The 24,759-nt window shown below is 52.0% G+C and carries 24 protein-coding genes; 23 read left to right on the plus strand and 1 reads right to left on the minus strand.

Features of this window, described 5'->3' with window-relative positions; genetic code table 11:
• Window positions 1-5 precede the first annotated feature (5 nt).
• From pulA to yfcE, 5 genes are all read left to right on the plus strand, one after another.
• Complete coding sequence (gene pulA / locus M2108_RS09785) at window positions 6-1,964, plus strand: type I pullulanase (protein WP_277468913.1); 1,959 nt, start codon at window positions 6-8, stop codon at window positions 1,962-1,964.
• A gap of 192 nt (window positions 1,965-2,156) precedes the next feature.
• Window positions 2,157-2,483: a PadR family transcriptional regulator gene (locus tag M2108_RS09790; RefSeq protein ID WP_042172234.1), complete on the plus strand. Its 327-nt coding sequence runs from the start codon at window positions 2,157-2,159 to the stop codon at window positions 2,481-2,483.
• A gap of 4 nt (window positions 2,484-2,487) precedes the next feature.
• Window positions 2,488-3,462 carry a permease prefix domain 1-containing protein gene (locus M2108_RS09795; RefSeq protein WP_277468914.1) on the plus strand — a complete coding sequence of 325 codons (975 nt, stop codon included), beginning with the start codon at window positions 2,488-2,490 and terminating at the stop codon, window positions 3,460-3,462.
• 232 nt (window positions 3,463-3,694) lie between these two features.
• On the plus strand, window positions 3,695-5,182 hold the full coding sequence (locus tag M2108_RS09800; RefSeq protein ID WP_277468915.1) for a glutamate synthase subunit beta: 1,488 nt from the start codon (window positions 3,695-3,697) through the stop codon (window positions 5,180-5,182).
• A 113-nt stretch (window positions 5,183-5,295) separates the two neighbouring features.
• Window positions 5,296-5,838 (plus strand): phosphodiesterase, encoded by a 543-nt coding sequence (yfcE, locus tag M2108_RS09805; protein WP_277468916.1) that lies wholly within the window; start codon window positions 5,296-5,298, stop codon window positions 5,836-5,838.
• 242 nt (window positions 5,839-6,080) lie between these two features.
• On the opposite strand, the gene M2108_RS09810 is transcribed toward yfcE, so the two are convergent.
• Complete coding sequence (locus M2108_RS09810; RefSeq protein WP_277468917.1) at window positions 6,081-7,469, minus strand: helix-turn-helix domain-containing protein; 1,389 nt, start codon at window positions 7,467-7,469, stop codon at window positions 6,081-6,083.
• A 216-nt stretch (window positions 7,470-7,685) separates the two neighbouring features.
• Between M2108_RS09810 and M2108_RS09815 the strand changes: the two genes are divergently transcribed.
• The 18 genes from M2108_RS09815 (at window position 7,686) to M2108_RS09900 (ending at window position 24,552) form a co-directional block, all read left to right on the plus strand.
• Window positions 7,686-8,714, plus strand: coding sequence for an agmatine deiminase family protein (locus tag M2108_RS09815; protein ID WP_277468918.1), 1,029 nt, complete (start codon window positions 7,686-7,688; stop codon window positions 8,712-8,714).
• A 26-nt stretch (window positions 8,715-8,740) separates the two neighbouring features.
• Entirely contained in the window at window positions 8,741-9,616 is an 876-nt protein-coding gene (gene aguB, locus M2108_RS09820) for an N-carbamoylputrescine amidase (protein ID WP_277468919.1), read from the plus strand.
• A 230-nt stretch (window positions 9,617-9,846) separates the two neighbouring features.
• Window positions 9,847-10,662, plus strand: a complete 816-nt coding sequence (locus M2108_RS09825) for a transporter substrate-binding domain-containing protein (protein WP_481856883.1) — start codon at window positions 9,847-9,849, stop codon at window positions 10,660-10,662.
• Window positions 10,663-10,775: 113 nt separating this feature from the next.
• Window positions 10,776-11,423 carry an amino acid ABC transporter permease gene (locus M2108_RS09830; protein ID WP_277468920.1) on the plus strand — a complete coding sequence of 216 codons (648 nt, stop codon included), beginning with the start codon at window positions 10,776-10,778 and terminating at the stop codon, window positions 11,421-11,423.
• Between the two features lie 15 nt (window positions 11,424-11,438).
• A complete protein-coding gene (locus M2108_RS09835; protein WP_277469005.1) occupies window positions 11,439-12,161 on the plus strand; it encodes an amino acid ABC transporter ATP-binding protein in 723 nt (240 codons plus the stop codon).
• A 154-nt stretch (window positions 12,162-12,315) separates the two neighbouring features.
• Window positions 12,316-12,762: a tellurite resistance TerB family protein gene (locus M2108_RS09840; protein ID WP_277468921.1), complete on the plus strand. Its 447-nt coding sequence runs from the start codon at window positions 12,316-12,318 to the stop codon at window positions 12,760-12,762.
• A 122-nt stretch (window positions 12,763-12,884) separates the two neighbouring features.
• The gene (locus tag M2108_RS09845) at window positions 12,885-13,481 is read left to right on the plus strand and encodes a TerD family protein (RefSeq protein WP_277468922.1); all 597 of its coding nucleotides are present in this window, start codon (window positions 12,885-12,887) and stop codon (window positions 13,479-13,481) included.
• Between the two features lie 35 nt (window positions 13,482-13,516).
• Window positions 13,517-14,092 (plus strand): TerD family protein, encoded by a 576-nt coding sequence (locus tag M2108_RS09850; protein ID WP_277468923.1) that lies wholly within the window; start codon window positions 13,517-13,519, stop codon window positions 14,090-14,092.
• A gap of 22 nt (window positions 14,093-14,114) precedes the next feature.
• Entirely contained in the window at window positions 14,115-14,696 is a 582-nt protein-coding gene (locus tag M2108_RS09855; RefSeq protein WP_277468924.1) for a TerD family protein, read from the plus strand.
• A gap of 132 nt (window positions 14,697-14,828) precedes the next feature.
• Window positions 14,829-16,109, plus strand: a complete 1,281-nt coding sequence (locus M2108_RS09860) for a TerD family protein (protein ID WP_277468925.1) — start codon at window positions 14,829-14,831, stop codon at window positions 16,107-16,109.
• 26 nt (window positions 16,110-16,135) lie between these two features.
• Window positions 16,136-16,879 (plus strand): TerC family protein, encoded by a 744-nt coding sequence (locus M2108_RS09865; protein ID WP_090713364.1) that lies wholly within the window; start codon window positions 16,136-16,138, stop codon window positions 16,877-16,879.
• Window positions 16,880-17,095: 216 nt separating this feature from the next.
• Window positions 17,096-18,298: an HpcH/HpaI aldolase/citrate lyase family protein gene (locus M2108_RS09870; RefSeq protein WP_277468926.1), complete on the plus strand. Its 1,203-nt coding sequence runs from the start codon at window positions 17,096-17,098 to the stop codon at window positions 18,296-18,298.
• 76 nt (window positions 18,299-18,374) lie between these two features.
• Entirely contained in the window at window positions 18,375-19,679 is a 1,305-nt protein-coding gene (locus M2108_RS09875; protein WP_277469006.1) for a phosphoribosyltransferase family protein, read from the plus strand.
• The gene (locus tag M2108_RS09880) at window positions 19,666-20,823 is read left to right on the plus strand and encodes a cysteine protease StiP family protein (protein ID WP_277468927.1); all 1,158 of its coding nucleotides are present in this window, start codon (window positions 19,666-19,668) and stop codon (window positions 20,821-20,823) included. Before M2108_RS09875 ends, M2108_RS09880 begins: the two co-directional genes overlap by 14 nt.
• A complete protein-coding gene (locus M2108_RS09885; RefSeq protein WP_221803321.1) occupies window positions 20,820-21,653 on the plus strand; it encodes an HAD family hydrolase in 834 nt (277 codons plus the stop codon). Before M2108_RS09880 ends, M2108_RS09885 begins: the two co-directional genes overlap by 4 nt.
• Complete coding sequence (locus tag M2108_RS09890; RefSeq protein WP_277468928.1) at window positions 21,650-22,705, plus strand: ATP-grasp domain-containing protein; 1,056 nt, start codon at window positions 21,650-21,652, stop codon at window positions 22,703-22,705. The genes M2108_RS09885 and M2108_RS09890 overlap by 4 nt, the downstream gene beginning before the upstream one ends.
• Before the next feature lie 33 nt (window positions 22,706-22,738).
• The gene (locus M2108_RS09895; RefSeq protein WP_277468929.1) at window positions 22,739-23,440 is read left to right on the plus strand and encodes a hypothetical protein; all 702 of its coding nucleotides are present in this window, start codon (window positions 22,739-22,741) and stop codon (window positions 23,438-23,440) included.
• A gap of 11 nt (window positions 23,441-23,451) precedes the next feature.
• A complete protein-coding gene (locus M2108_RS09900; protein WP_068727108.1) occupies window positions 23,452-24,552 on the plus strand; it encodes a toxic anion resistance protein in 1,101 nt (366 codons plus the stop codon).
• The last annotated feature ends 207 nt before the right edge of the window (window positions 24,553-24,759 follow it).

The raw sequence follows: 24,759 nt of genomic DNA on the forward strand, positions 1-24,759 counted from the left end.
GTGCCTTGTCCGTACAAAAAGAAATGAAAGAACCGATTCATTATGGTGATCCGGCGGCTACCGGCGGAATATCCGTGTTTGACCAGGAGTTTGATAATCTCTTCAGCTATGACGGCAATGATCTCGGCTTGATCTATACACCGCATCATTCATCCTTCTGCTTATGGGCACCTACTGCCTTTGAAGCGGAGGTTGTGCTCTACCCTGCCTGGCAGGATGCTGAAGGGGAGCATCTGCCGATGACCCGTGAAGTGCGCGGTACCTGGAGGCTGAATGTACCCGGTGATCTGGAGGGCAAGTTTTATACTTACCGGGTGCGTGTCGGGGAGCAGTGGAACGAAGCGGCAGACCCCTATGCCCGGGCTGTAGGGGTTAACGGTGACCGGAGTGCCATTCTGGATATGTCGAAGACCAATCCTGCACGCTGGACGGAAGACAAACCGCCGCTTGCCGATCCGGTCGATGCCATTATTTATGAGCTGCATCTGCGTGACTTGTCGGTACATCCGGCCAGCGGTATTGCCCACAAAAGCCAGTATCTCGGCCTGGCGGAGGAAGGTACCCGAGGTCCCGGCGGAATTGCTACCGGACTGGATCATATCGCCGGTCTCGGGGTAACGCATGTGCAGCTGCTGCCGATTTATGATTATGCGACAGAGAGTGTTGATGAAACGAAGCTGGATCAGCCCCACTATAACTGGGGATACGATCCCAAAAATTATAATGCGCCCGAAGGCTCCTATGCCACTAATCCATATGCACCGGCTGTGCGTATCCGTGAATTGAAGACGATGATACAGGCGCTGCATGACCGCGGGCTGCGTGTCATAATGGATGTCGTCTACAACCATGTATACGACGGCTTCCGCGTGAACTTCACGAAGCTGGTTCCCGGTTACTATCTGCGCTATAAGCCGGACGGCAGCCTGTCGGACGGCTCGGGCTGCGGAAATGATGTTGCCACCGAGCGGCTGATGGTTTCCCGCTTTATCGTGGAATCCGTCCTGTACTGGGCGAAGGAATATCATATCGACGGCTTCCGCTTTGATCTGATGGGTCTGATGGATGTAGGGACGATGCAGGAGATCCGCCGTCGGCTAGACGACATGGACCCTTCGATTATGACGATCGGCGAGGGGTGGATCATGGACACCGAGCTGGCACCCGAGAAGCTGGCCAGTCAGAGCAACGCGGATCTGCTGCCTGGGATCGGGCATTTCAACGACGGCTTCCGCGATGCGGTGAAGGGTAATATTTTCCGCTATGAGGAGCGGGGATTTGTCAGCGGCAAAAGCGGCCTTGAGCAGGCCGTCAAGACCGGCATTACGGGAGGCGTAGTCCATGGACAGGAAGCGGGGCAGTTTGCTGATGAGCCGCAGCAATGTGTGAATTTTGTGGAGTGTCATGATAACCACACGCTCTGGGACAAAATCGTCTTGTCCACCAAGGGAGAGAGTGATTCGGACCGGGCAGCAATGCACCGTCTCGCATCAGCAATGGTACTGACCAGCCAGGGAATCCCGTTCCTGCACGCAGGTCAGGAATTTATGCGCACCAAAGGCGGAGTCGAGAACAGCTATAAGTCGCCGGTAGAGGTCAACTGGATGGATTGGGAGCGCTGTGCTGCGCATGCCGCTGATGTTGCATACATGAGGCGGCTGATAGCGCTGCGCAAGGCGCACCCGGCCTTCCGGCTGCGCACAGCAGAGGAAATCCGGGCGTCACTGATGTTTGAGCAGGCGCCGGCCGGTGCAGTTGCCTATACACTGCGCGGGCATGCCGGCGGGGATGCTGCAGAGCATCTGTATGTGCTCTATAATGCTAATCCGGACGGCGCTTCCCTGAAGCTGCCTGCTCTTGGCGAATGGAGCATACTGTTCGGCGAAGAGCTGGCCCCGAGGCTTGCTGGCGGGAAGCTCACAGTCGGGGGGACAGGTATGGTTGTACTCGCTGTACAGCAGTAGCTATACATTCTACAAGCTTTGATAAACAATCAACGGATGCCGCTCCTGAATAAGGAGGGGCATCCGTTTTTTTTTTTTTTGCCTATACAAGCCTATTTTATGGAAAAAGTACTTCACCTGTCGTAGTAACTGTGCTACAATTCGATTACTACGACAGATGAAGTAAAAGCAAACCGCTAAGGAGGACAAATCTTGATCAGCAGTGATGTTATACGGGGATACAATGATACGCTTATTCTCTACATGCTGCTTGATGGCGAATCTTACGGATATGAAATATCCAAGAACATCAGGAAGCTGTCAGACGAGAAGTATGTGATGAAGGAAACCACCCTTTATTCCGCGTTCACCCGGCTTGAGAAGAACGGATATATCGACTCTTTTTTTCTGGATGAGACGTTTGGGAAGAGACGCACCTATTACCGCATTACGCCGCAGGGTCTGGCTTACTACCGGGAGAAATGTGCAGAATGGAAGGTCACGCAAGAGGTTGTTAATAAATTTATAAAGGAGCTGTAGTGACATGGATACAATAGCCGCATATTTGAATAATATGTTCGCTTCCCTGCCCAGGACAGAGCAGACATTCAATCTGAAGCAGGACCTGCTTGCCAATATGGAGGAGAAATATCATGAGCTCAAAAAAGAGGGGAAATCAGAAAACGAAGCAGTTGGAATCGTCATTTCTGAATTCGGGAACATTGATGAGCTGATTGAAGAGCTTGAACTGGCCAAGGGTGGAGAGGATACGCTGCTTCCGCTGCTTGCGCCCGAGGATACCTGGAGCTACACGGTGGCGAAGAAGAAGGCCGGCTTCATGGTGGGGGTCGGAGTCATGCTCTGTATGATCGGTCCTGCGCTGCTTATGGTTCTTGTTACCCTTGCTGAGTTCGGCTTTCTGCGCGGTGTGCTCTCGGAGGATGCCGCCAGCATGATTGGTGTAAGTATCCTGCTGGTGCTGATAGCCTTTGCGGTCGGCCTCTTTATTTACAGCAGCTCTATGATGGACAAATATAAATATTTGCAAAAGGGTTTTAATCTGCCTTATTTTTTGCGGACCGAGCTTGAGCAGCGCAGCCGTGCATTTACTCCCACCTATACCTTGTCGCTGACCCTTGGTATTTGTCTTTGTGTAGTATCACCGGTTCTGGTTATTGTCTGGGCGGCTGTCAGTGATGACACTACGGCTTATGGTGCAGCTATTATGCTCTTGCTCATCGCACTGGCGGTCTTTCTGTTCATCTATTACGGAACGATCAAGGAGAGCTTCAGCTTTCTGCTTAAAGAAGGTGAGCACACCGAGCTTTCTCCTGAAAAGAAAGAAGAAAAGCGCGTCATGGGCTCAATCGCTTCTATTGTCTGGCCGCTGGCTACCTGCATTTTTCTGATTAGCGGCTTTGTTTTCGAGCGCTGGGATATTAACTGGGTCGTATTTCCGGTAACCGGCATTCTGCTCGGCATATTCGGCTCGGTATATAATCTGGTAAAAGCCCGTTAAGGCTGTCATAACCTGCTTTACCCATCCCCGTAATTTTAATTAAAAAAGTGACATTGCTCATTTAGGCGGCAAAAGATCAATGATAATATATAGGCACTACTTTGCTGCTTTACAGTATCAAATGATCAGCCGGTGACAAAGAGTAACCATCTTTTTGGCGCCGAATGGGCAACAATGCCGCTTCTATGATGTTAACGGCGGCCAATCAGAGAAACTCGGAGGATGACTAGGAATGGGTAAAGCAACCGGATTTATGGAATATCAGCGGCAGACGGCCGCAGAGTGCGAGCCGCTGCAGCGTATTAAGAACTGGGATGAATTTCTGCTGCCGATGGATGAAGACAAACTGAAGGAGCAGGGCTCCCGCTGCATGGATTGCGGAACACCGTTCTGTCATGTGGGACGCCTGCTCTCCGGGATGGCCTCAGGCTGTCCGCTGCATAATCTGATTCCCGAATGGAATGACCTCGTATACCGCGGCAACTGGCAGGTTGCCCTCAAGCGGCTGCATAAGACGAACAACTTTCCGGAATTTACGGGACGTGTCTGTCCTTCCCCGTGCGAAGGTGCCTGCACTGTAGGAATGAACGGCAGCCCGGTCACGATCAAGACGATTGAACGCTCCATTGTCGACCGCGGCTTTGCCGAAGGCTGGATTGTTCCCGAGCCCCCGCTGGTACGCACAGGCAAGCGGGTAGCCGTAGTCGGCTCCGGTCCCGCTGGACTCGCCTGCGCCGCCCAGCTCAACAAAGCCGGACATACGGTAACCGTCTACGAGCGGGCTGACCGGATCGGCGGACTGCTGACCTACGGAATTCCGAATATGAAGCTGGATAAGAAGACCGTTCAGCGCCGGGTGGATCTGCTTGCCGCTGAAGGCATCACCTTCGTAACCCGGACAGAGATCGGCAGGGATATTGCCGCCTCACAGCTGCGGGATGAGAATGATGCGGTTGTGCTGTGCGGCGGCTCGACGCAGGCACGTGACCTGCCGATCGAGGGCCGCGAACTGCGCGGAATCCACCAGGCGATGGAGTTCCTGACGCTGAACACGAAGAGTCTGCTCGATTCCGGTCTGGACGACGGCGAATACCTGTCTGCGGCAGGCAAGGATGTTGTTGTCATCGGCGGCGGTGACACCGGTACGGACTGTGTGGCGACTTCCATCCGCCACGGCTGCCGCAGCGTAATTCAGCTGGAGATTATGCCGCAGTCCCCGCTGACCCGCCAGCCGGGCAACCCTTGGCCGGAATGGCCCAAGGTGCTGAAGGTAGACTACGGCCAGCATGAGGCAGCGGCTCTATATAAGGAAGACCCGCGCCGCTATCTCGTATCCTCGAAGCGTTTTGCCGGCGATGACGGCGGACATGTGCAGGAGCTGCATACGGTGCGCATTGAGTGGGTCCGTAACGAGCAGGGCCGGATGGTGGCGCAGGAGGTTCCGGGCAGTGAGGAAGTGCTCAAGACGCAGCTTGTACTGCTGGCACTGGGCTTCACCGGACCGGAAGACACCCTGCTGGATCAGCTCGGAGTTGAGCGTGATGAGCGCTCCAATGCCAAGGCTGAATTCGGAGTGCAGGTCACCAATATCGAAGGTGTGTTCACAGCCGGAGACATGCGCCGCGGACAGAGCCTTGTAGTCTGGGCGATTCAGGAGGGGCGTCAGACCGCCCGCGAAGTAGACCGTTATCTGATGGGCTCTTCCAACCTGCCTAATTGAGCCGGATAATCAGATAAGCAGCAGGGCGCCGGACGGCGTCCTGTTTTGCATGCTCCTGCAGGGAGAGATAAGATAACAATGAGAAGGAATTATAAGGAAGGGAAGTCTGCGCCATGAAATTAATGTTTATCTCCGATATTCACGGCTCGCTTCATTGGCTGGAACGGGCTTTGGCCAAGGCTGAAGAGGAGCAGCCGCATACGCTTGTTATTCTTGGTGATTTCTTGTATCATGGCCCGCGTAATCCGCTGCCGGAGGGATATGACCCTCAGGGGGTGGCCACCCGGCTTAACGCCTACGGCAAATCACTGGTTGCTGTACGCGGAAATTGTGATGCCGAGGTTGACCAACTGCTGCTGCAGTTCCCGATGATGGGGGATTATGTGCTGATCCTTCATGAGGGCAGGAAAATTTACGCCACCCACGGCCATGGGTTCAGTATTGACCAGCTGCCGCCGCTCGCGCCGGGTGATATTTTTATCCAGGGGCACACGCATCTTCCGGTAGCAGAGGTAAAGGAAGGGATTTACGTGCTGAATCCTGGATCTATTGCGCTGCCCAAAGAGAATAACCCGCATTCTTACGGAATTCTGGCTGACGGGGTATTTACGATTCAGGATTTTGACGGAAACACCTTAAAGCAAATTCAACTGTAAAAAAACGTTCGCTGCAAGGCTTGGTGAGAAAGCTGAGCCTTGCATGCCGGACATAAAGAGGGGCCGTACATTAGCACGGCCCCTCTTTATGTTTATTACAGGACTTTCATAACCATTCATCAGAACGCCGGAAGACGTATGGAATGGGCTGCATTAAGTATAATTATCCTCCCCAGCCATGTGTAAGTGGCTGATATATTGCTTCAATAACATTGCTGGTGGAGACCAATACAATTGCTAAGCTAGTTAGTGACATTAAGAGGGCCATCTTTTTTTTCATTGATTCTGTACACCTCGCTCATCGAATTTGTATACCTCTGAATGTGCTCCGGCAAGGCGGACGGCCGGTATTTTTCGAAAATTCCGACGCATCTGACGATATTGGAGTCACTTTTTATAATAACAGATGATTCCAAACCTTCTAATAGGTAATGGAAGCCAGCAGCAAAATTATTGTGTCTTAAATAATACAATGCCAGCTCCGTCATAAACCGTGTATGCCTGTCGCCGGTTAATTGCTGCGTGAACTTCCCCAGGCGGCTTTGCTGTTCCCGGTAGGCCCTGTGATTTCTGAACCGCTCCAGAATCTCATCGATGTCGAATTCGTAACGGTTAGCAGCCTGAATGATTTTGTACAAGGCCGAAGGGATTTCATTCTCCTTGTTCTCGATATAGCTGATGTACTCAGGCAGCACCTCAACCTCTCCGGACATCAGCCGGTATAAATAGGTGTTGGCATGGGCCCACTCCTGGAACTGATCGACAACCCGCTGCTCTTCCTGGCTTAAAGGTGGCTTAATCCAGCTTACATCACTGTATAATGAGGTGTAATACAAAGCCTTCTGATAATCACCGCGTTCATCGCAGACTCCGGCTTTGGATAAATAAGCATATAATATATAGTAAATCAGCGGCCGGCCCGGCTGCTTCTGCCTGGATTCCTGTTTGAGGTGCTTGTATTGCAGACTGGCCTTTTGCCCGAGGAGTTCGGCGAGCTCATCGACCTTTTCCCAGCGGTGCAGGGAGGCGAACACATCAGCCAGATGCTTGAGCGCATCAAGCTGGTCGGCTTCATCCAGGCGTTCTACATAGGGCTCGAACTGATTGGCAGCATGGAGATTGGCTTCCTGGCTATCACCCAGTCCGATGGTAAACAGTCTGTACCGGCAAAGCGCCAGACGTTCAGAATGCTGGAACCGTTCACCTTCGGCGACGCTCTCATACATAAGGGCAGCGGCCGCCAAACGTCCCTGGGCGTACAGCTCTTCTGCCGTATCAAACAACATCGGGGCATAGATCAGCTTGTCCATAATGTGCTGGACTATGCGGTGGATCGCCTCCAGCTTATTCAGATCCGCACAGCGCTGAAGCAGTGGTCCGATCCGCCGCCAGTCTGGGGCCCCGTTTATAATATAGTTATCAACGTACAGTTCATAGAAATACCCTTCAGGCAGATTCATGGCCAGAGTAATCCGGTCCAGCTGCTGCATGGCAATTGGGCGGTGACCCTGAATGACGTTACTGAGTGTGCCGGAATTCATTCCGGAACGCGCGGCAAATTTAGATATGGTTAGAGCTTCACGCTTCATATAATCTTCAAGCTCTGTAAGGATCGTGGATCCAGCTTCCAAATGATAACCACCTTTCACGCTGTGGAACCGGTAATAAATATACATCTTCCAGTATTATACATAATTTAACGTTGGTCAATAATAGAGTACGGCGTATATGTGAAAACATGCAGAATTATGCCATTTGAGCGTACCCCTATATTATTGTATGATGGGTAAGGAGCATTTTTGCATGTGCAGGCTGCTTCAAATCTAACTGATAGAGGTATCTAACGAATGTATCCTAAAGAGTTAAACTATACAATGCCGGCGGAATGGGAGAAGCATGAACGGACTTTCATTTCCTGGCCGGTGCAAGCCTCCATGGTGTTCCCGGATAATTACGAATCAGTAAGCGAAGGGTATGCTGAAATTATAAAGGCAATTGCCGAGTTTGAGCCAGTTACAGTAATTGTAAACCCTGAGGAGCTGGAAGCGGTAGAGGTTTTTAATCTTGGCGCAAATGTTACCCTGCTGCCGGTCCGGCACAATGATGCCTGGCTGCGTGATAACGGGCCGACCTTTGTTGTTGCGGAGGACGGAAAGCTTGCCGGGGTGAACTGGAAGTTTAATGCCTGGGGCGGCAAATATATGCCTTGGGATCTTGATGATGCAGTGGCCCCCCAGATCCTGGAATCCCTGCAGGTTGAGCGTTTTGATGCACCATTGGTAATGGAGGGCGGTTCCATCCATACTGACGGTGAGGGAACGCTGATTACTACCGAGGAGTGTCTGCTTAATACCAACCGCAACCCGGAGCTGAGCCGCTCAGAGATTGAGGAGTATGTGCGCCAGTATACCGGTACAGAGTCCATTATCTGGCTGAAACGAGGCCTCAGCGGTGACGAAACCGACGGCCATGTCGACAATGTTGCCTGCTTCGCTGCACCCGGCAAGGTAATTATCCAGGTCTGCGATGATAAAGAAGATGAGAACTACGAAATAACCCGGGAGAATCTGCGTATTCTGGAGAATGCGGTGGACGCCAAAGGGCGCAAGCTGGAGATTATCCGGATTCAGCAGCCCCCGCGTGTCGATTATGAAGACAGCCGGCTCACGCTCAGCTATCTGAATTTCTATTTCGTGAACGGCGGCATCATTCTGCCGGTGTTCGGCGGTACGGCAGCTGAGACGGACAAGCTTGCCGAGCAGCAGCTCGCAGCCCTGTTTCCGGACCGCAGAATCCGTACTGTGAATGGTATGGCTGTAATCGGCGAAGGCGGAAATGTACACTGCACCACCCAGCAGATGCCTGCACGGGAATAACTGAATTAGCAAGGAGGACTGAAATAGTGAGAAAAGTAACAGTAGCCGCAACACAAATGAGCTGTTCCGGTGACATTGATGAAAATATCCGCAAGGCTGAGGTTTTGGTAAGGGAAGCGGCGGCGCAGGGAGCACAGATTATTCTGCTTCAGGAGCTGTTCGAAACCCCGTATTTCTGCCAGAAGGAGAAATCCGACTATTACGCGTATGCAACCGAGCTTGAGAACAATAAGGCAGTGAACCATTTCAAAGCGATTGCCAAAGAGCTGCAGGTAGTGCTGCCGATCAGCTTCTATGAGAAAAAGAACTACGCGCGCTACAATTCGCTGGCAGTCATTGATGCCGACGGTACAGTGCTGGGCAAATACCGCAAGAGCCATATTCCGGACGGCCCTGGATACGAGGAGAAGTTCTACTTCAATCCGGGTGACACCGGCTTTAAGGTCTGGAATACCCGCTATGCCAAAATCGGGGTAGGTGTATGCTGGGATCAGTGGTACCCGGAAGCGGCACGCGTCATGAGCCTGATGGGAGCGGAGATTCTGTTCTACCCGACGGCCATCGGTTCAGAGCCGCAGGATGGCTCAATTGATTCCAAGGATCACTGGCAGACCTGCATGCTGGGACATGCGGCGGCTAATCTGATTCCTGTGGTTGCTTCCAACCGGATCGGTGAGGAGAGCGACGAAGAGTCCAGCATCAACTTCTACGGCTCCTCTTTCATTGCCGGCCCGCAGGGCAACAAGGTTGTTGAAGCCGGACGCGATGAACAGGCGGTGCTGGTCAGTGAATTCGATCTGGACGCGCTTGAGGTCGGGCGGATTGAGTGGGGGATTTTCCGTGACCGCCGTCCTGAGCTATACCGGATGATCGCTTCCTATGACGGTGATCTGACTTTCTAATCAGCCATAAAATTGCAAGGATACGAGGCTGTCTCTTTCGGAGACAGCCTTTTTTGTGTTTCTGATACCCTCCAGCTTAACTGCAGTCAGCAAATAGAGCAGGAAATGTTACAATTCCTTGATAACATGTAATATAAACTAACATATTGGAGAAAAGTTAATTGTCACCATTGCTTTAATCTGATAAAATCTCTATAAGTATTTTACAAAAATAGTAGGGGGATTGGAGAATGGGGATCGGGAAAAAGTGGGCTATGTCAGCTTTGGCTGCATGCTTTGTGCTGACAATGGCGGGCTGCGGCTCAAATAACGACGCGGGCGGTAATGCAGCTGCGGGAGAGACCATCAAAATTGCCACCGATGCAAGCTACGCGCCAATGGAGTATATGGATACGGACAAAATCAAGGGATTTGATATTGATTTCATTGAGGCGGTAATGGAAGAGGCCGGAGTAAAATACACTATCACCAATACCGGCTGGGATACAATGCTCACCAGCGTTCAGCAGGGAACGGAATATCAGGCTGGCGTGTCCTCGGTATCCATTACAGACGAGCGTAAGGAAACCTACGATTATTCCATTCCTTATTTTGAATCTACCAATATGATCATGGTTAAGGAAGGCAGTGACATCAAGAGTGCCCTGGATCTGAAGGATAAGGTTGTGGCCGTACAGGGCGCAACAACTGCCGATGATCTGATGAGCGGTATTATGGGTGTCGACAATACGAATCTGAAGCGCTTTGACAGTAACGCAGTGGCACTGATGGAATTGAATGCAGGCGGTGCGGATGCGGTCGTGGCTGATATTGCAATCGTAAATGAATATATCAAGAACAACCCGAAGGAGAAGCTGGTAGGTATCCTGGATAAGGAAAACTTCGGTTCAGAATATTACGGTGTCCTGTATCCTAAGGGCAGCGAATGGAAGGCTAAGCTAGACCCGGCCATCAAAACGGTTATCGAGAACGGCAAATATGCGGAAATTTATAAAGAATGGTTCGGTGAAGAGCCGGATACGGCTGCACTGCTGAATGCGGAATAAGCATTACCCGGTTAACATCAAAGCATGCGTAATGATTGCTATTGCGCATGCTTCTTTTTTTGAAGAAAGCTAAAGAGAGACAAGAAAGAAGCAGAAGAGAAGGGACGAGTTCTATGGACTTCAGATTTGACATCATTGTGCATTATTTACCTGTCTTTTTAAGAGGGACACTGTTTACGATCGGGGTATCGATTGTATCAATCCTGATCGGCTCTATCCTGGGACTGGGCATCGGGTTCGGCAAAATGGCGCCAAAGGCCATCTACCGCTGGCCGTTTCATTCCTATATCAACTTTTTCCGGGGGACACCGCTGTATGTGCAGATTCTGATCGTGCACTTCGGGCTGATTCCAGCCTTATACGGGACAACTAATGTCCTGATGACCTCCTTCGTAGCGCTCTCCCTGAACTCTGCCGCCTATTCCGCAGAGATTTTCCGGGCAGGCATCCAGTCCATCGATCCCGGACAGCGTGAAGCAGCCCTGTCACTGGGCATGACCAAATGGCAGGCGATGCGGTTTATTATTCTGCCGCAGGCGATCAAGCGCATGGTTCCGGCCTTCGGGAATGAATTCATCGTCCTGGTCAAAGATTCCTCCCTGCTGGCTCTGGTGGCGGCGCCTGAAATCATGTTCTGGAGCAACACCATGAAAGGCCAATATTTGCGGATTTGGGAGCCGTACCTGACTGCAGCGCTTATCTACTTCATTCTTACTTACTCCCTCAGCAAGCTGCTCAATTATATTGAACGGAAGGTGTAATCTTGTATGGAGCCTATCATCAAAGTTAGACATTTAGATAAATTTTTTGGGGCACACCAGGTGCTGACCGATATTAATGCAGATATTCACAGCCGTGAGGTTGTAGTGGTTATCGGGCCTTCAGGCTCGGGCAAGTCGACCTTTTTGCGCTGTCTTAACCTGCTTGAGAAGCCGCAGGGCGGCGATATTATCATTGAAGGCACCTCCTTGATGGACAAAAACACAAGGATTAACGATATCCGTACAGAGGTTGGCATGGTGTTTCAGCAGTTCAATCTGTTTCCGCACAAAAAGGTGATCGAGAATATTATGCTGGCTCCTGTGAAGGTCCGTAAATGGCCTGAGGATAAAGCTCGGCAGAAGGCGCTGGAGCTGCTCCAGAAGGTGGGGCTAAGCGATAAGGCGGAGGTGTACCCGGCTTCGCTGTCCGGCGGACAATCACAACGTGTGGCTATTGCCCGGGCGCTTGCGATGGAGCCCAAGATCATGCTTTTCGATGAGCCTACGTCGGCGCTTGATCCGGAAATGGTCGGCGAAGTGCTTGCGGTCATGAAGGACCTGGCCCGTGAAGGGATGACGATGGTTGTAGTTACGCATGAAATGGGCTTTGCCCGTGAAGTAGGGGACCGGGTTCTGTTCATGGAGCAAGGAGTCATAGTAGAGGAGGGAGCGCCGGAGCGGCTGTTCGGCAGCCCGTCCCATGAGCGTACCCGCGAATTTCTCTCCAAGGTGCTGTGAAAATCTGGAAAACTAGAATATTACAATTCAATCGGTTATATTAGAGTGGTAGGCTGAATGCTGATGAATACAGCAAATATCTGTCGAAATGACGGGGAGGAGGCTCTCTGCTATCTTTATGTTTATCATCATTAAATGATAGAAGGAGAAAATAATGAGCACTTTCAAAAATTGGCTGAACACCACCAAAAACGGACTGACTGAACAGGTTAAGAAATTTAAAAATAAAGATTTCATGAATGCGGTAGTTGCCGGCTGTGCCCTGGTGGCTGCTGCTGACGGCAAGATCGAGGAAGCCGAGAAGAACAAGATGGCCGGCTATATGAACCTCAGCAACGAACTCAAGGTATTTGATATGAGAGATGTGATTACCCAGTTCAATTTTTATGTCAGCAATTTTGACTTCTCTCCGGAAATCGGCAAGCAGGAAGCGCTTAAGGCAATCGGCAAATTCACTGGCAAGCCGGATGTCGGCCGTGTCATTGTAGGCGTCTGCTCGGCGATCGGAGCGGCTGACGGTGATTTTGACGAGAACGAGAAGGCTATTGTCCGTAACATTTGCGCGGTGCTGGGACTTAACCCGGGTGAATTCAGCCTTTAAGAGGAGCGGATCTTTTATCGGACTCTTTGAAACGAAAGGGAAGCTGGACCGTATCACTGATAGAACAACCTCAGGCTGGACTTGCAGGCTGTGATTCTTTTTGGGAACGGAGGTACTTAAAGTTGGCTGGAATTAATCTCGTAAAAGGACAGAAGATTGATCTTACTAAAGGAAATGCCGGACTGACTAATGTTGTTGTAGGCCTGGGCTGGGACCCGGCTGAGCCTGCGCGCGGATTCTTCGGGGTGAAGAAGCAGGCCAACGTGGACTGTGACGCTTCGGCCATTCTGCTGAGCGAAGGCGGCAAGCTGCTGAACAAAACGAATCTGGTATGCTTCCATAACAAACAGAATTCGAATAATTCGGTTGTCCACTCGGGTGATAACCTGACCGGCGACGGTGAGGGTGACGACGAGCAGATCAAGGTTAATCTGAAGGCGATTCCTTCCGATGTGCACAGGGTTCTCGTAGTCGTGAATATCTATGATGCCGTCAACCGCAAGCAGGATTTCGGAATGATCAAATCGGCTTATATCCGAATTATCAACGCATCCGGCAATAATGAACTGGTGCGGTTTAACCTGACTGACAATTACACAGGCTTTACGGCACTTATTTGCGGGGAGCTCTACCGCCACGGCGAGGAATGGAAATTCGCGGCCATCGGTGAAGGCGCCCATGCAGCACATATCAATCAACTGGCTGAACGATATATCTAAATTCAATAATTCTATTAGAAGAGAGGTTTTTATCCATGGCCATTAACTTATCCAAAGGGCAAAAGATCGATCTGACGAAAACTAACCCGGGCTTGTCCAAAATTAAAGTAGGTCTCGGCTGGGACACCAACAAGTATGATGGCGGCAAGGACTTTGACCTTGATGTATCCGTATTCCTGACTAACGCAAACGGTAAAGTGGACAAAGAAACCAACTTTATCTTCTTCAATAATAAGCAGAATGAGAACGGCTCTGTGGTTCATGCCGGCGATAACCGCACCGGCGAAGGTGAAGGCGATGACGAAGTAATTGATATTGACCTGAAGAACATCCCTGCTGATGTTGAGAAGGTAGCTTTCACCATTACCATTTATGAAGCTGAGCAGAGAAGCCAGAATTTCGGACAGGTCTCCCGTTCTTATGTGCGTATCGTGAACGAAGAAAGCAATGTAGAGCTGATCCGCTTTGACCTCGGCGAAGACTTCTCTATCGAAACTGGCGTTGTTGTCGGCGAACTGTACCGCAATGCCGGCGAGTGGAAATTTAGTGCAATCGGCAGCGGCTACAAGGACGGCCTGGCTGGCCTTACCCGCGACTACGGACTGCAATAAATCAGGAAAGAGGGTATAGCCGGTGACAATCAGTCTTTCCAAAGGACAGCGGATTGACCTGACCAAAACTAATCCGGGTCTGACGAAGGTGGTAGTCGGACTGGGCTGGGATACGAATAAATACAGCGGCGGTAAGGATTTCGATCTGGATGCCTCTGCATTCCTGCTGCATCAAGACGGCAAGGCCAAGGGCGAGGATGACTTTGTTTTCTACAACAATCCGAGCGGCGGTGCAGGCTCTGTGACGCATACCGGTGATAACCGGACCGGTGCCGGCGACGGCGATGATGAACAGATTGTTGTTGATTTCAGCAAGGTCCCGGCTCAGATTCAGCGTGTCGGCATTACAGTAACCATCTATGATGCGGAGAGCCGTGCCCAGAATTTCGGACAGGTCTCCAATGCATTCGTGCGTGTGGTAGATGCTGTAAGCGAACGTGAGGTGCTGCGGTTCGATCTCGGTGAAGATTTCTCGACAGAGACGGCAGTTGTATTCTGTGAATTTTACCGCCATGGCGCGGACTGGAAGTTTCAGGCCGTAGGCAGCGGCTTTACCGGAGGACTGGCGGCATTGTGCCGGAACTATGGACTTGACGCGCAATAGCAATAACAGCTTTATCGCTTCAAAGGCGGGATCCCCAGTGATCCTGCCCTTTTTAAATCATATCGAATTTATTTAAGAAATATACACTCCTAGCCGTAACTTACAGCTAATGTTTAAAGGTGGTTTAAGCATATGAGCATAGAGGCAGTGAAAGGTCAGAAGGTCGATCTGACGCGCGGAAATCCCGGACTGGGGTCTCTGATCGCAGAGATCAGCTGGCGTGCTCCGGCTGATATGGAAATTGATGCTTCCGCATTTTTGCTGGGAGCACAGGCGAAGGTAAGCAGTGATGATGACCTGATCTTTTATAATAATCCGGTTACGCCCTTTATCCGCTATAAGGATATGCCGGCTAGCGGATCAAGCGGCCTGAAGCACTTCGAAATTGAACTGGACAAGGTCCCCTCTGGAACGATGAGGATCGCATTTGCAATTACCCTGTATAACGGTGAGAGCCGCAGGCAGACATTCGGGCAAATGAGCGATGCCTACTTCCGGCTTCTGAACCGGATCACTGGCGAGGAAATCATGCGATGTAATCTTGGAAATCATTTCTCTGTAGAAACGGCTGTTGTAGTAGGAGAATTATATAGATATAACGCAGACTGGAAGTTTAGCGCCATTGTAGCCGGTTTTGAAGGCGGACTAAAGGCGTTATGCAGCAATTACGGCATTGAGGTGGAAGACGAGCCGGCTCCTCCAAAGGCGGAGAATCCGCCGCCGCGTCCGGCGCCTGTACCACCACGGCCTGCGCCTGTACCACCGCCTGCGCCGGTTCCGGCACCGCCAACACCCCCGGCGCCGCCGCTTAATCTTAACTTGAAGAAGATTGAGCTGAAGAAGAAGGGAGATTCGATTAATCTCAAGAAATCGGCCTCCGGCCTTGGTGAAATATTGATTAATCTGAACTGGAACCAGAGGCAGGGCGGGGGATTATTCAGCCGCAAAGGCGGCGTAGATCTGGATCTTGCCTGCCTGTATGAATTAAAGGACGGCAGAAAGGGCGTTGTCCAGGCGCTCGGCAATGCGTTTGGCCATCTTCAGCAGGCTCCTTATATTATGCTTGATGGAGACGACCGGACAGGCTCGGTGAAATCAGGCGAGAACCTGCGGATTAACGGCAGCAAGGTTGCCGAAATCAGACGGGTTTTAATTTTTTCATTTATCTATCAGGGAGTTACCCACTGGTCTGAAGCGGATGGCGTCGTTACCATTCATCAGGATGACGGGCCGGATATCATTGTGAATCTGGACGAGCATAACAACCGTAAAGGAATGTGTGCGATTGCGCTTATACAGAACGTCGGCGATGAGACGTTCAGTATCGAGCGGCTTGTGCAATATTTTGGCGGCCACAGGGAAATGGACCAGGCCTACGGCTGGGGATTGCGCTGGGTAGCGGGCAGTAAATAATTATATTTTGCGGAGGCGCATTATGGATGGGTTGGTTAAGTGAGTTTTTTAGAAGCATCAGCGACAATTACGGTCATTTCTTCTCCTGGGGCGATATAGCAGCAACGCTGTCTGATCCGGTGAGCTGGGGGATTATCGGCAGTCTGGTTCTGCTGGAGGGCCTGCTCTCTGCTGATAACGCGCTCGTACTCGCGGTAATGGTACGGCATTTGCCGAAGGAACAGCAGAAGAAGGCGCTCTTTTACGGGATTCTGGGTGCGTATATCTTCAGATTCCTGGCGATCGGACTCGGCACCTATCTGATCGAGTTTACACTGGTCAAAGTTTTGGGGGCCCTGTATCTATTTTACATTGCTTATAAAGGATTATTTAAGGGCAGCGGAGAAGAAGGACATACCGAGAATAAAGGCGCCTCCTTCTGGAAGACGGTACTGCTTGTTGAATTAATGGATATTGCCTTCAGTATTGACAGTGTAATTGCAGCCTTCGGTCTTAGCAGCGAAGTTTGGGTGCTGTTCCTGGGCGGTATTCTCGGCGTATTGATGATGCGCGGAGTGGCGCAGGTATTCCTCAAGCTGATTGCGAGATTCCCTGAGCTGGAGCAGGCGGCATTCCTGCTGATTGCCATTATTGCCGGCAAGATGCTTGCCGGGGCCTTCGGATATGAGCTGCCGCACGCAATTTTCTTCACCGTTCTGATTGCAGTCTTTGCAGGAACTATGCTGTATAGTGCTGCCAAGAAGAAGAAGGAGATGGATAAACAAGCTTAATAGTCAGAGTTCCATGGGTGGGAGGCCTTCGCAGGGAAGGTGCAGGCCTCATTGTCCGGTAATCGTATATGTAATAGTATGGCCTTTGCTTGTATTTGAGAAAACCGGCAGCCGTCCCCGACAGGACGGCTTAAGCGGTTCTGCTGCTCTTTATAAGGAGAGGCCATTCTATTATTGTTTTGCCTGGTTTTGCACAACTAATAGGGGGAACGGCCTTTGAGATATTTCGATTACCTGACTAAGGAACAAGAAACGTCATTATTCTACTCTCCGCCTGTTACATTTAATCAATATTCCGGCAAGGAGCTGCTGGCCTATGCGGTTGGTGCAGCGCTGTATATGCCGGCTACCCGCACCAGTATCGCAGAAGATATCCTGAAGCTGAGGGCATCAGGTCTTGTGACAGTCATTATGGACCTTGAAGATGCCATTGGTGACGGGGAGGTCCAATTTGCCGAGGAGTCTGTGGTAAGGCATCTGTCCTTCTTGGCCGCTTATACAGAGAATGAGCCTGATCCTGGCAACAGCCTTCCGCTGATCTTTATCCGCGTGCGGAATCCTGTGCAGCTGCAGCAGCTGATCTTCCGGCTGGGTCCGCTGATAACGATGCTTACCGGGTTTGTCTTCCCTAAATTCACGGCTGAGAACGGGGCCAATTTCTTTGAGGCTATTGCCGATTACAACAGCTCACGCGGTTATAATACACCCGTTCTGTACGGCATGCCGATTCTGGAGAGCGCGCCGATTATATACCGGGAAAGCCGGCTTGACAGTCTGCTGGCGATCCGAAATCTGCTGGGCGACTACCGCGATTATGTACTCAATGTAAGAATAGGGGCAACCGACTTCTCCAGCCTGTTCGGACTGCGCCGCAGCCCGGAGATCAGCATTTATGAGCTTGCACCCGTCCGGGACTGCATCTCGGAAATCCTCAATATATTCGGCAGAATGGAGGAGGGGTATGTCATTTCTGGACCGGTGTGGGAGTATTTCGGCCATAAAGGGCAGCGTGCTCTCCGTCCGCAGCTGCGTACGCTGCCTTTTGAAGAACCCTTTGGCAGGCCGGAGCGGGCAGCGGGCTATTACCACAGCGCAGCAGAAGGGCTGATCCGTGAAGTCAGGCTGGACAAAGAAAACGGCATTGTAGGCAAGACGATTATCCATCCGTCCCACCTCAGGCCTGTACAGGCCATGTATTCGGTCCGGCATGAGGAATATGTGGATGCGCTGAGCATCGTTGAGAGCAATAACGGCAGCCGCGGCGTGTTTAAAAGTGAATATTTTAACAAGATGAATGAAATCAAGCCGCATTTGAACTGGGCGAAGCGCATTTTACAAAGATCTCAAGTATACGGGGTGTTACATGAAGAACAGCATTTTGCCTACTTACTACCCGAAAACGAATATACACACGTTTAATATTGTCGACAATCTGCAGGTTACAGTAACAGAGACGGCTAACCCGTTTCAGATGCCGGTTGATTCCCTGTTTTCGATGGCTGCCCGGATTAATAAGAAGCGTTCTTTCCTTTTTGTCAGCAGGGTGCTGGGCAAGCATATTCCGGTAAATCCCTATACTCCGCTGCTAAGCGGAGCGGCGCTCGGGCTGCTGCTGTACCGTGACATGGGGGGAGAGGGCTCCGGGACCTTAATGGACAAGCTGCTGGATCAGGCAGTGCATGGCCTAGTTCATCCGGAGTATGCCGAGGAAGCTTACCGCACGCTGCTGGAAGCCCGGCTTACCCTTCCGCATCCGGCCGTGTTTATCGGCTTTGCCGAAACCGCTACCGCCCTGGGCCACAGCATGTACAACCTTTTTGCTTCCGGAGCGTCTTATATTCATACTACCCGTGAGGATATACCGGAGCTTACTTCCGTGATCAGCTTTGAGGAGGAGCACTCCCACGCGGTGGATCATCTGTGCTATGCGCTGCACCCGGAGCTGCTGTCCGGTAATGAGCCAGTCATTCTGGTTGATGACGAGATTACAACGGGCAATACCGCAATCAACATTATCCGTGATATTCAGGCCAAGTTTCCGCGCAGGGAGTATGTGGTAGCTTCGCTGCTGGATTGGAGAAGCCCGGCAAACATCCAGGCCTACCGGGATTTGGAGCTGGAGCTGGGTATTAAGATCACTGCTCTATCGCTGCTGCGGGGGAACATTGAGGTTAACGGGACACCGCTGTTGAATGCCGATGCCGCCAGGGACCAACAGGTTGAGGATGCCCAAGTACCTGTAGTGACTACGTATATACAAGACGGCCTTGAGCGGCTTAATGTCACCTCCGCCGATTCCTGCGGAGAGATTAACGCATCCCCTTATTTGAAGCTTAGCGGGCGTTTCGGTCTTGCTTCAGGTGACAATGCTGCAATAGACGGGGAGGTTGCCGCGGTAGCGGCAAAGCTCCGTGCGCTGCGTGAAGGCGACCGTACACTGGTCATGGGGGCCGGCGAATTCATGTACCTGCCGATGCGGATTGCAGCGGAGATGGGAGAGGGCGTATTCTATCAGTCCTCCACCCGCAGCCCGATTTATCCGCAGCACAGGCCGGATTACGGGGTGCGCAGCGCAGCAGGGTATCCGTCTGCCGGCGACCCGTTAATCACAAACTATATTTATAATGTTGAGTATGGGCAGTATGATGATATTTTTGTACTGCTTGAGCGTGATGTTCCGGGCCGGCGGATTAAACCGATGACTGATATTCTGAGGGGGCTTGCCGGAAGCAAGGTGCATCTGATTGTACTCGCCCCCCGGGAGGAAGCGGAAGGAGCTGCTGATGATGAAAACGGATAACCGGGACACCGTTCTGGGCCCGCGGATAAATCCGCCGGTTCCCATGGGCAGCTATCCCCCGTCTGACGTTACTTTTCTGCTGAAGGATCTCGGCGGTGCGCCGCTCGAGCTGGGGACGGCCGAACGGGAGAGGGCCATTCAATCCGGGGTGAGCTATTCGGAGATGCTGCCGGTGGAATACCGGCCTACCGAGGAATATATCGGGCTGTTCCGGACAACGCTGCAGGAATCGGCAGCCAAGGTGGCCCGGGCCGTTGCCGTTGTCTCCGAGCTGATTGTGGCTCAGCGGGGAACGGAAGGAACTGTGCTGGTCTCTCTGGCCCGGGCAGGGACGCCGGTTGGCGTGCTGATCCGACGTTATATCGCCGAAATGTTCGGGGTGGAGCTGCCGCATTACAGCGTGTCCATTATCCGCGGTAAAGGACTTGATCTGAACGCCATCCGCTATATTCTGCAGCAGCACGGCGCAGGCGCCAAGCTGCAATTCGTTGACGGCTGGACAGGCAAGGGGGCAATTACCAGGGTGCTGTCCGAATCCTGCGAGGATTTCTACAGCAGATACGGGGTAAGGCTCAGCGCTGATCTGGCTGTACTGGCCGATCCCGGGCATTGCTCAGGGATCTTTGGAACAAGGGAGGATTATCTGATTCCCAGTGCCTGTCTTAATTCAACGGTGTCAGGCCTGCTGAGCCGCACGGTGCAGCGGGACGATCTGACCGGGCCGGAGGATTTCCATGGCGCGAAATTTTATAAGGAATGGCTGGATCAGGACTACTCCAATGTATTTATAGATGCCATCACTCCTTATTTCACGTCTGTCAGAGAAGGGGCCGTTGCTGTTGCCGGAGAGATGGAGGACTCGCCTCCGGACATTTCCTGGCGGGGAATGCGTGATATTACGGCCTTGCAGGAGCACTTCGGAGTGGACAATATCAATCTGATTAAGCCTGGTGTAGGGGAAACCACCCGCGTGCTGCTGCGCCGGGTACCCTGGAAAATTATTGTCGATACTAGAGACAATCCGAATCTGCGCCACATTCTGCTGCTGGCGGAAGAACGGGACGTTCCGGTTGAGGAATATCCGGGACTGGCCTATTCCTGCTGCGGAATCATCAAGCCGCTTGGGGGAGGGGAATCAGAATGATCTATGCCAGTGATCTGGACAGGACCCTGATTTATTCGCTCGGAGCGCTCGGCGTTCCCGAGGATACTCCGGGGCTGGTGCCAGCGGAGATTATTGAGGGAGTAACAAGATCGTATATTTCGCGCGGGGCGCTGGAGCTGCTGCAGGAGCTTACGGCAGACATCATCTTTATGCCGGTGACCACCCGTACGATTGCGGAATACAAGCGGATTAACCTGTTCCAGGAGACGCTCATTCCCGATTATGCGGTTACAAGCAACGGCGGCAATATTCTTGTGAACGGCGTGGTTGACCAGGAATGGCGCAGTCATATCGGCAGGCTGGTTCTGCAGCATTCAGCTGAAGCGGAGGAAGTCAGGCAGATCGTCCGGTCTGTAGTGCGTACAGAATGGATTATCAGTGAACGTTACTGCGACGAGCTATTTTATACGTATATGGTTTACCGGGACCTCCTTCCGTTGGATGAGATTAATCATATGTCTGAGCGCCTGCATAGGATAGGCTGGAGAGTGTCCCTGCAGGGCCGTAAGCTGTACGTGGTGCCTGAGGCCGTGAACAAAAGCGATGCCATCATTCATGTACGGCGCACCGTACGCTCGGAGCCGATGGTGGCCTCCGGTGACTCGTTGCTGGATAAAAGCCTGCTGGAAAGCGCCGACTACGCCATCGCCCCCTGCCACGGAGAAATATTTGCCGAGCAGCAGGCGACTCAAGTAAAATTAAAGTATCCTTTTACAGAGTGCAGAGGCGTCTTCGCGGGGGATGAAATTATGCGTTATGTGCAGAAGATTTATCATAATCTATCGACATTGGGAGTTGGGCCGCAATGAAAAAGGTAAATATTTATTTTAACCGCTGGTTTTCCGTGGCTTATCATTATATGAATCTCATCCGCAACAATGAGGACGGCGTGCCTGTACAGATTTTTGCGACCCATCCCGATATTAAGCATATGTCGCTTCAGGGCGCTGATATCGCCGGAACGGAACCCGCGGTTACAGGTATTGAATACGTGCAGTTCTGCGTTGACTTCTGCCGCCGCAATGAGATTGATATTTTTATTCCCCGCCTGCACATGATGGATATTGCCCTGCATGCCGCGCAGTTTGATGCAATCGGTACGAAGGTGCTGGTCTGCCGTGATCTGGACCTGCTGGAAATGATGCTGGATAAGGGCAAATTCTACGAGAAGGTTAAGGAAACCGGGATTATGGAGATTCCGGAGTACCATGTAGTCAGCAATGCGGAGCATTTCAAGGCAGCATATGAAGATCTGGTTGCCAAGGGACTCCGGGTCTGCTTCAAGCCGACCGAAACGGAAGGGGGCCTCGGCTTCCGGATTATCAACAACAGCCGCAGTCCGCTGCAGGAGCTGTTCGGCTATGTAACCCAGCATATTTCCTTTGACGATGCTTACCGTATTCTATCCGGTGTGGATTCCTTCCCGGAGCTGATGGTGATGGAGCTTCTTGAAGGCTACGAGTACAGTATTGATTGTCTGGCCGATGCTGACGGCAGGCTGCTGGCCGCGGTTCCCCGGCGCAAGGATACCGGACGCCTGCGGGTGATGGAGCATATTCCCGAGCTGGAACATATTGCCCGCAGAGTGGCTGAGACGTTCAAGATTCCGTTCAATTATAATATTCAGATGAAGTATGGCGGCGCTGTTCCCAAGCTGCTGGAGATTAATCCGCGGATGTCGGGCGGCCTGCATGTCTCCTGCCTGTCTGGCATTAACTTCCCGTACCTGGCTGTCAAAAGCGCACTCGGCGGCAAGGTTGAGCCTGTCCAGTTCGGTGAAGATGTACTTGCAAGCCATATCGAACAGCCGATGATTATGAAAATCTTCGCTGAATCCGCCATTCCTGATGCGGTGAATTAAGCGAAATGCAGCAAGCCTGCAAGAGGTGAGAAAATGAGCACAAAGTCTAAAGTGTTGCTGTACGCGGCCGCCGGCTATGTAGTGGCTGTGCTGACCAGCAGCTTTCTGCCGGAGCTGATCTCTCTGCTGCTGCCGGTTGCCGGCGCAGGCGCCGGCTTGCTGGGCGGCACACGCACGCGGGTTAACCTGCCGGCGGAGGTGCTTCCGGCCAGCCAGGCTCCGGCGGCGGCTGCATCCGCCGCCCGCCCTACAGCCGGTGGCCCGGCGGGGGCAAGTGCCGCACCTGCGGCTCCTTCCGCTCCTTCCGCCAGAGCAACGGTTGAACCGGCTGCCTTGGGTGAGTTCGCGTCTGTTGTAGAGTATCTTGTCATTCTGGAGGACATGATTATTTCAGAAGGGCAGAAGGACACGCTGGACAATGAGATTGTCGAGAAATCACTGGCGCTTTTCGCCAGACTGCAGCGTGTGATCCCGCTGCTGCAGGAGCTGGGCAACGGCGAAATCAATCATACGGTCCGCAGACTGGTGATGAAAGACCTGAATGGGGTCATTAATCCGTTTCTGCGGCTCGGCGGCGAAGCCAAAACGAAAAACCGGAGAATGCTGCTGAACGGTCTGCGGGATGTCGATTCCAAAATATCGGAAATCGCCTCAACGATCGAGCATAAAGACCTGATGGAACTTCAGACCAAGGCGGAACTGATTCATCAACGGTACAGCAGTTCCGAATTATAGGAGGGAAACCCATGTCCACGCAGTTAATTCAGCTCAAGAAAGAGGATGAGCAGAAGGTAGTCGAGGAAGCCTCGCAGTTAATTGAACAGGTAGCCAAGACAGATACCGTCGCCCTGGACTCTCTGATGGATGACATCGGCAAGCTGGGAGTCAAGACGCAGGAGAAGGCCGGGCAGACACTGAAGCTTCTGGATCGTCCGGTCAATGACCTTATGTCAGGCAAGCGTGTTGAAGTGCCGAATATGATTATGAAGCTGCGCAATGAGTGCGAGACTCTGCAGCAGAGCAAGAATGTCAGCTTTTTTGGCAAAATGCTCCGCAAGAGCCCGCTGAAAAACTACGTCTATAAATATCAGTCTGTCCGCACGAACATTGATGCCATTGTGACCGGTCTGCGTGACGGACGCGATACGCTTGAAGAGAGTATCGTCAATATGCGCCAGCTGAAGCGCACCTCGATGGAAGAGATCTACAATCTGCAGACCAAGATTGCCTTCGGCAACAAGCTGAAGGAGCTGTTCGAGGTGGAAATTGCCAAGCCTGAGAACGAGTTCCGCAAGGCCTATCTGGAACGCGGCCTGCGCAAGGTAATGGTCCGCATTCAGTCAATGACCGAGATGATACTGCTCTACAACCAGGCGATCGCCGCTACAGATATTATTAATGACAACAATGACAAGCTGATTGATTCGGTTAACAACGCTATTGATAAAACCTCGAATCTGATCACCGTATCAGCCATGATTGCCATGTCTCTGGCCGACCAGGAAAATGTCATTTCCGCGGTGGAAGCGACCAACAAGACGATCGAGGACCAGTTCAAGGAGAATGCCCGGCTGCTGCGCACCACAACAGAGAAGACTACAGAGCTGCTGTCCAAGCCTTCGATGTCGCTTGAGGCGGTTAACCAGGCAATCGGCGATCTGCTGAGTGCTCTGGACACCTCCGAGCAGTCCAACCGCCGGATTATCGAGAGCTGCCAGGATTACACCGCCAAGATGACGACAATCAACACCCAGCTGAACAACCGTCTGGGCTTGAACGAAGCCTCGCAGCCGCAGGCACTGAAGCAGGCGGAGAATGACAGCCGGCTAAGCAGCTTCTTGAATTAACAGCTGCGGTCAAATATGATTCAGATTTAAGCCCGCCGGGACGACCGGCGGGCTTTGGAATACCGCTCATAATCCTCCGGTTCCCGGCATAAGTTCTTACGGAGAAACGGGGGTCAGCGGATGATACTGGGATGCTTGATACTGGCGCTTATCGTCGTTGCCGGCGGTAATAAGGCGGAGTCGGTTGCTGGGCTGAATGAACCGGAT

It is taken from the genome of Paenibacillus sp. PastM-3, assembly GCF_029893965.1.
Taxonomy (GTDB): Bacteria; Bacillota; Bacilli; order Paenibacillales; family Paenibacillaceae; genus Paenibacillus_AQ.